General features: G+C 61.4%; 6 protein-coding genes and 1 pseudogene. 2 read left to right on the top strand and 5 right to left on the bottom strand.

Annotation, left to right across the window (positions count from 1 at the left end):
- Positions 1-814 precede the first annotated feature (814 nt).
- Positions 815-1,822: an SIR2 family protein gene (locus RWO33_RS18165; RefSeq protein ID WP_241174506.1), complete on the top strand. Its 1,008-nt coding sequence runs from the start codon at positions 815-817 to the stop codon at positions 1,820-1,822.
- Complete coding sequence (locus tag RWO33_RS18160) at positions 1,819-3,534, top strand: ATP-binding protein (RefSeq protein WP_043549828.1); 1,716 nt, start codon at positions 1,819-1,821, stop codon at positions 3,532-3,534. The genes RWO33_RS18165 and RWO33_RS18160 overlap by 4 nt, the downstream gene beginning before the upstream one ends.
- Positions 3,535-3,547: 13 nt before the next feature.
- Here RWO33_RS18160 and RWO33_RS18155 read toward each other — a convergent pair whose 3' ends face one another.
- The 5 genes and pseudogenes from RWO33_RS18155 to RWO33_RS18135 all read right to left on the bottom strand — a co-directional run.
- A complete protein-coding gene (locus tag RWO33_RS18155; protein WP_043549825.1) occupies positions 3,548-3,763 on the bottom strand; it encodes a DUF2274 domain-containing protein in 216 nt (71 codons plus the stop codon).
- On the bottom strand, positions 3,760-5,043 hold the full coding sequence (locus RWO33_RS18150; RefSeq protein WP_043549821.1) for a TrbI/VirB10 family protein: 1,284 nt from the start codon (positions 5,041-5,043) through the stop codon (positions 3,760-3,762). Before RWO33_RS18150 ends, RWO33_RS18155 begins: the two co-directional genes overlap by 4 nt.
- A 2-nt stretch (positions 5,044-5,045) precedes the next feature.
- Entirely contained in the window at positions 5,046-6,038 is a 993-nt protein-coding gene (gene trbG / locus RWO33_RS18145) for a P-type conjugative transfer protein TrbG (protein WP_043549818.1), read from the bottom strand.
- Positions 6,035-6,739, bottom strand: a complete 705-nt coding sequence (gene trbF, locus RWO33_RS18140) for a conjugal transfer protein TrbF (protein ID WP_043549816.1) — start codon at positions 6,737-6,739, stop codon at positions 6,035-6,037. The genes trbG and trbF overlap by 4 nt, the downstream gene beginning before the upstream one ends.
- Positions 6,740-6,769: 30 nt before the next feature.
- Positions 6,770-7,106, bottom strand: a pseudogene (locus tag RWO33_RS18135) (P-type conjugative transfer protein TrbL); the annotation flags it as partial.

The following is a 7,106-nucleotide window of genomic DNA, read 5'->3' as shown; positions in this document are numbered from 1 at the left end:
AAAGGAGGAAGGGGGCGGCCGCAGGCCGACGCCGGGGGAAATTCGCCCACAAGGGCACGGCGGCCCCGCGCTCGCCCCACCGGCAACCGCGTCTGCTGCAGCGCGTGCTCCCCCAAGGAGGGAAGAAGAACAAAAAAGGGCCTGTGTCAAGCTCCTAGCTAAAATTGCTAGGGGCTAAAAATCTTCTACGGGACATGGGGTTAGCTCTACTTGAAGCCGCTGTGCAGGGCTGCGGCTTTGCGGGCTAGGAGCCACATAAGAGCGTTGCGGCGGAAAGCCAGGGCGTGCTGGATATAGGACGTTTGTCAGCAGACCGCAGGCTTATTTCGTCATCTTAGCCCAATCGACGCCAGTGCTCCAGAATGACCTGCACGCAGCTTTTCGGGCTGCGCGTTCGTGGGACGGTCGTTGAAGAGAACATGACATTTCAGGTCGGTTTTGGTGGGCAGCTTCGAGCCGCGCTGCCCTCCCAAATCCCCCGATCACTGGCGATGAGTCAAGCCATCCTCGCCCATAGCTAGGGTGACTTTTCGTGTGGGCACTGCGGTTGTTTGCGTGGTGTAATTGCTTGTAAAAATTACCTAACTAGGGGGACTATGTGAAGGTGCTGAGTGCAAACACCGGGGGCAACTGGCTAGAGCCTCAGATTCCTGCTCCCCCCGTTGCGGGCGAAGAGCCCAAACCGGATGCCGCAACACAGGAGGCGCGGCGAATCGTCTCGGACTTGTTCCGATGCAACAACCTAGTTGTGCTTTCGGGGCTCGGCACGTCAATGTGCGTTAGGCCACATCCGGGCGGAGGTGCACCGCCAACAATGAAGGATCTCTGGGATCGAGTCTCCGCACGTATAAACGGAGGTGCGATTGCTGGAGTGGCCAACTTTGACCAAGTCCTAACGACGGTCGGGTACGCCGGCAGGCCCAATGACATTGAGTCCCTGCTGTCTCGCTGCCGCTTGGCTGAGAGCTTCCTCTTGGACCCTCAACACACATTGGTCAGTTCGTTTATCAAGCTAGCAGAACAAGAGATAGCGCAAGCGACAAACTTCGTTTGGCCGAACCATGCACTTCCGGTGCATACCGAATTCCTTCGTCGTGCCGCCAGGCGCACGAATCGAAAGGCCCGCGCGAAAGTATTCACGACAAACTACGACCGATGCTTTGAAGAAGCAGGCAGGCAAGGTCGATATGTTGTCATAGACGGCTTCTCGCACACATCTCCACCGACATTCGATGCGGTTCACTTCACCTACGACATCGTACGTCGATCGAAAGAGAGTGACACACAGGACTTTATACCAAACGTCTTCCATCTCTATAAGTTGCATGGATCTATAGACTGGACACGCGACGAGACGACAGGCGAAATCTACAAATGGCCAGGCACCGACAGGCCGCTGTTGATCTACCCAAGAAATTCGAAGTACGAGCTTGCATTTGAACAGCCATACCTGGAAATGATTGCGGCATTTCAAGCGGCTCTGCGTGAGCCGAATACTGGGTTGGTAGTGATTGGCTTTGGATTTAATGACAACCACCTCGCTGAGCCAATCATGTCGGCCCTCCGCTCAAACCTGAGCCTAAAGGCCGTGACGGTAGGGCCTTGGCTTGCCCCGTGGGTGCAAGCCGCACAGAACGGCCCCGGCGAGGCAGAAACAAACAGGTATCTGAAGCGAATAAAGGATCTGGCAAACGCAGGCGATGCCCGTCTTGCACTAATAAACTGCGGTTTTGAGGACTTCATCTCCTACGTTCCAGACTTGGCGGCAGAGTCCGACATGGAGCAGCACATCGAACGTCTCCGCCGTACGGAACGTCCATGAGCAAGCTAACGATTGCACCGTTCGATCAGAGCCGGTATGTCGGCACCGTGTGTCATGTACGGCCAACTAGCGCGGAAGTGAACCTACCTCTAGCGTCTACTCCTACCAGTTCACATTTCGCTGGATTCCCGGTCCCAGGCGGCCAAGTTGGTGAGTTCGTCGTAATTGAAGGCGAGGAACACGCCGTGCTTGGGAGAGTCATTGAGGTTCGGCTCCCTGAGCGTGATCGCCTCAGCGTCGAGCCAACCGCGGAACAGAACATCTCGCCGCACCCACTCGGAGTCATTCAGTTGCTCACGGCGATAGATCTGGAAGCCGGCAAGTCATTGAAGGGAGTGCCGATACATCCCCGTATCGGACAACACGTATTCTCGGCCCATCCATTACTTGTGAAGCAAGCGGTGGAAGGAACCAGTCTGCCAGAGGCAAGCAAGGTGCACCTCGCTGTGTTCCCGCATGCGCAGAACACAAGTGTTTCGATCCCGCCTGCACATATCTTCGGGCGTCATTGCGCAGTTCTAGGTACGACAGGCGGCGGGAAAAGCTGGACTTTGGCCCATCTTGTCGAGGAAATCGCCCGGCTTGGAGGAAAGGCCATACTGTTCGATGCGACGGGTGAGTACGAGGGGCAAGCGAATGGTATAGATCATGTCCATCTTGGCGGACTTCGGGAAGATGCGGGAGACCCACGCAGATTCGTTAGCTTCCCATATAGCCAGTTCTCTGAAACCGACTTGTTTGCGATGTTTCGTCCGAGTGCCAGTGCTCAAGTGCCAAAGCTAAGGGAAGCAATGCGTAGCCTGAAATTGGCACAGCTTGCCCCCGGAATTGCAGTTGATGGATTAATCAGGAAAGCGGATCAATCGAAAGTTCCTTTTGAAAATGCATTACTTCAACATGGAACGGCACTGGGAAGCACCGGTGCAGACTTCAATATTCAACTTCTCGCTCGCCAAATAGAGGAAGAGTGCGTATGGCCAACGAGCAATAGAGGGCAACGCATGTGGGGTGGCGCCAATGCAAATGAATTGGGTTTCTGCACCACCTTGATCTCACGCATATCTTCTGATGTTGATTCCCAACATCTCGCGTGCGTTTTTCAGCCGAACCGCTTAGACGAACCACTCACCGCTTCAATTGATAGATTCCTCCAAGATGCAACGAAGCGCGTCCTGAGGATCAGCATGGAGTTCTTACCATTCGAGCACAACACAAGGGAGCTGGTTGCCAATGCAGTCGGGCGCTATCTCCTTCGCTTGGCTCGCCAAGGCCGCTTTAGTCGAAATCCTCTTGTTGTGCTACTCGATGAAGCTCACCAGTTCTTGGATAAAAACATAGGCGACGAATTCTCAAAAACGCCGCTCGACGCATTTGGTCTGATCGCTAAAGAAGGCCGAAAATATAGCCTGACCTGTGTGCTCGCAACGCAGCGCCCTCGTGATATTCCCGATGACGTGCTTAGTCAGATGGGCATGTTCATCGTGCATAGATTGATAAATGATCGAGACAGAAATGTTGTCGAGAAGGCTTGCGGCAACTTGGACGCCTCCGCCGCCGCTTTTTTGCCGACGCTGGGGCAAGGTGAAGCCATTGTTGTCGGGGTCGACTCGCCGATGCCCCTGCCGGTGCTCATTCGACGGCCGGCGATGCCACCTCAGTCTAGGGGGGCGGATTACGAGCGACTTTGGGGCGCGCAGCCAAGACAGCCGTGAGCGATAGGCAGCGTTAGGGCTTTCCGCGTTTGAACACGCGATCTCGCACCATGAACGCCTCCAGCATGTGCGGGATCAGCGTCGTCGCATCGACCGCCTCGCCGTAGGTCTGCGCATGCAATGCCGCGTAGCGATCAAGGTCAGCTTTCAAGCCGATCGGGCATGAGAATGTGACCTTGGTACTCTCGGTCTTGGGCAGCGGGCCGAGCCGCAGCTTGCGCGTCGTCATCGTGAAGTCCCCTTGTTGAAGAACAATGGCTGGTAGGGCCGCAGCACCAAGTCGCGGTTGGCGATGATGCGAACCGGCAGGCCCGGCCGCTCGGTCAGCGTCGGCTGGATGTTCATGTTGCGACGGGTCATCTCCTGCCCGACCTGATTGATGCTGTCCTGCGCGCTGTCGCGCCCGGCGATGATGATGCGGTCGCCATCCTGGCGGTTCTCCGGCGCGGCCAGCTCAGCGCCGATGCCCAACAGCGTCGTCAGCGCCGCGCCTGCGAAAATGCGATCCCAATGCCAATCGACGCCATCCTCCAGCCCGGCATAGCCTGCCGGATCGGTGCCGACCAGGTTGTCGAGCGTCAGCGAAGACGTGTCTGGCAGGATGATCCGGTTCCACACCACCTGCACGCGGCTTTGCCCGTAGCTGACCTGGCTGTTGTAGCGGCCGAGGATGCGCGAACCCTGCGGGATCAGCAGGAAGCGCCCGGTGGCCGTGTCATAGACCGGCTCCGTCACCGTGGCGATCACATCGCCCGGCAAATCCGACTTGATGCCCGTCACCAGCGCGCCAGCGATCACCGTCCCGGCCATCACCTGGTACGGCGAAGCCGGCAGCGTCAGGTTGCCGGAATTACGGGTTTCCGTGGTTCCGGCTTTCTGGAACGCCTCTTTCTGGTCTTGCCGGTTCTGTACCGCCGTCGGGTCGGCAGGCTGCGCCGCCGTTGAGGCTGGCCCGGCAGCCATCGGGTCGAACGCCGCATTGGCGGCGAAGCCCGGCGCGACGGCGGCCTGCGACTGCGTCACCGGCGCGGCCTTCTGCGTGCTAGAGCGGAAGAACACCGATGAACCCGCGGCCGCTTCGGCTTCCTTGCGCAGCGCATCGTTCGGGTCGTGGCCGGGGGCCGCATAGGCGGCCGTCACCGGTTGCTGCGACTTGACGATGGCCGGGCCAAGATCGCCCGGCAGCGGCGGCCCCAGCTCGGGCACCTTGGGCGGCAAGGCCGGCGGCAGTTTGGAGTAGTCCGCTGGCAGCGCATCCAGCCCTTCGGACTTGGAGACACGATCGACGTTGTAAAGCTCGGTCTGTTCACCAGCACCACGCCGCTGCGGTTGCAGCGACCACATCAGCGTGCCGAGTACGGCGACCGACAGGCCGCCGGTGAGGATGGCCAGCGTGCGTCGGTTCAGGCGTGTGACCGGGCGCGGCTGGGCGCGCAGCGCCACCGCCTCGGGCGCGATCTTGCCCGCCGCCTGCGGCGCGGTGAGGTCGGGAGTGTCGTCCTGGCTCATGATCAGTTCCTCCGCGCAACGCCGTCGGTGCGCTCGATCCGCACCACATCACCACCATCGCCGCCCAGGCGCAGTTCGGCCGCGCCGAACAGGCGATCCACGATGTAGTAAGGCGAGCGGAAACGGTAGTTCACCAGTTGCCCGTCACCCTGCGCACCGATGACGAACAACGGCGGCAGTTCGCCTTGGGCGATACCAGGTGGGAACTGGATATAGACCTTCTCGCCATCGTCGAAGGCCCGCTGCGGCTTCCACGGCGGATTGCTGCCGCTGATCGCGTAGCGAAAGCGGATCTTCTCCAGCGCCAGGCCGGTATCGACCGGCGCGGCTGTCTGTGCGGCCTGCGACTGGCGTTGCAAGGCCAGCATCCGGTCTTTCGGGTAGTCCCATGACACCGACGCTATCCATGCCTTTTCCGTCGAGGTCAGTTCCAGCAGGTACGTCCGCCGGCTGGTGGTGATGACCAGATTGGTTTTCAGGCCCGAGCGGGTGGGCTTGACCAGCACATTGACGCGCAGCGCCTCGCCGCTGCCGCTGGACGTGTCGCCGACGATCCAGCGCACGGTGTCGCCAGCGGCGACCGTCACCAGTTCCTCGCCGGGTTGGAGCGAAACCACGGTGACGCGCCCCGGTGCCGCATAGACCTGATACAACGCGCCGTCGCTATACGGCCACACCTGAATCGCGTTGACGTAGCCCTCGCGGGTCGGCGCGATGCGCGCTTCTGCATTGGCGCGCGAGACGCGCACCTTCTCGTCGGTCGGCTCCGGCATGGTCGCTGCCTCGTCCAGCTCCGGCAGTGGCTTTAACTGCGCAGGCAGCGCCAGCGGCTCGGGCACGGCGACGACTTCGACCGGTTTGGGCGGCTCGGACAGCGGCTGCGCCTGCACCGGCTCATCGAGCGAGATGGACGGCGGCGGCTTGCCCTGAGAGGCGCAGCCCGCGAGGGCAAGCAGGATCAACGGCAAAGCATAAAAGCGGAAAGGCAGGTTCATGGCTTGGCTCCTTCGGAAGAATCCAGTTCGCGGCTCCACGACAGGCCGTTGACGTAGATCCCGAGCGGGTTCTTGCGCAGGCGTTGCTCCGTACGCGGGGTTTGCAGGACGGTTGAAAGCACGGCGTTCCAGCGTTCGGTGCCAGCGGGCGCGCCATTGACGAACCGCTGTTCCGTCCAGCGGACGTTGAACGAGGCATCGCTCGCGCGCGTGACGCTGGTGATCTGCACCGTCACCGACTCGCGGCCGATGCGGGCGAACGGGTCGTTGCTGCGGGCGTAGTCGTTGAGCACTGCCGCGCCCCTGTCCGTGGTGTAGTCGTAGGCGTCCAGCCAGTTCTGCCGCACCACGATGGGGTCGATGGACAGCGATCGAACCAGCGTGATGAAGCGCGCGATGTGGTGCGCCGTCTGCGCGTCGTTGGGCCGGTACGGCGTGGCCGCTTCGCCCACGGCGCGTACCTGGCCGGCGTTGTCCACCTCCACCACATAGGGCGTGACGATGGACTGCGCCGAGCGCCAAACGAGGCCGCCGGCCATCAGCAGCGCCAGCACCAGGCAGCCGAAGGCCATCAGCCGCCAGTTCTTCGCCTGCACGCGGGCCGAGCCGATGCGCTCGTCCCACACCTGGGTGGCGGCTTGATACGGAGTGGCAGGCTGCGGCGTATCGGCATAGCGCACCTGCGGTCGCTTGAATCGCATAGGGGTTCTCCTTGGTGGTCAGGTATCGGGTCATTCATCGGGGCGCAGGCTCGGGCCTTGGCCCGAACCACCGCCGTCGCCACCGCGCAGCGTGTGGGCAGCGGTGGTCGCGGCATGGGTGATCTGCTGGCGGCGGTGCATCCGCTTGGCCCAGGCGGGTTGCTCCTGCTTCGGTGCGCTGCCTGCCCCTTCGCCTGTGGCGGCTTGGCTGGAGCCGGTAGCGCCGGCATCCGTGCCGTTCCATCCGGCCCGGAAGGAATCGGCTACCTTCTGCCCAGCAGAGGCAGCGCCGGACGCGGCGCGGCGGCCTGCGGCCTGCGCGCCGGTCTTGGCGACATTGCCGAGGCCAGCGGCCGCGCCCTTGGCC

The organism is uncultured Stenotrophomonas sp., from assembly GCF_963519925.1.
In the GTDB taxonomy this organism is placed as follows: Bacteria; Pseudomonadota; Gammaproteobacteria; order Xanthomonadales; family Xanthomonadaceae; genus Stenotrophomonas; species Stenotrophomonas maltophilia_AE.
Note: the sequence above shows the minus strand (reverse complement) of the source record. Positions and strands in the feature narration are given on the sequence as shown.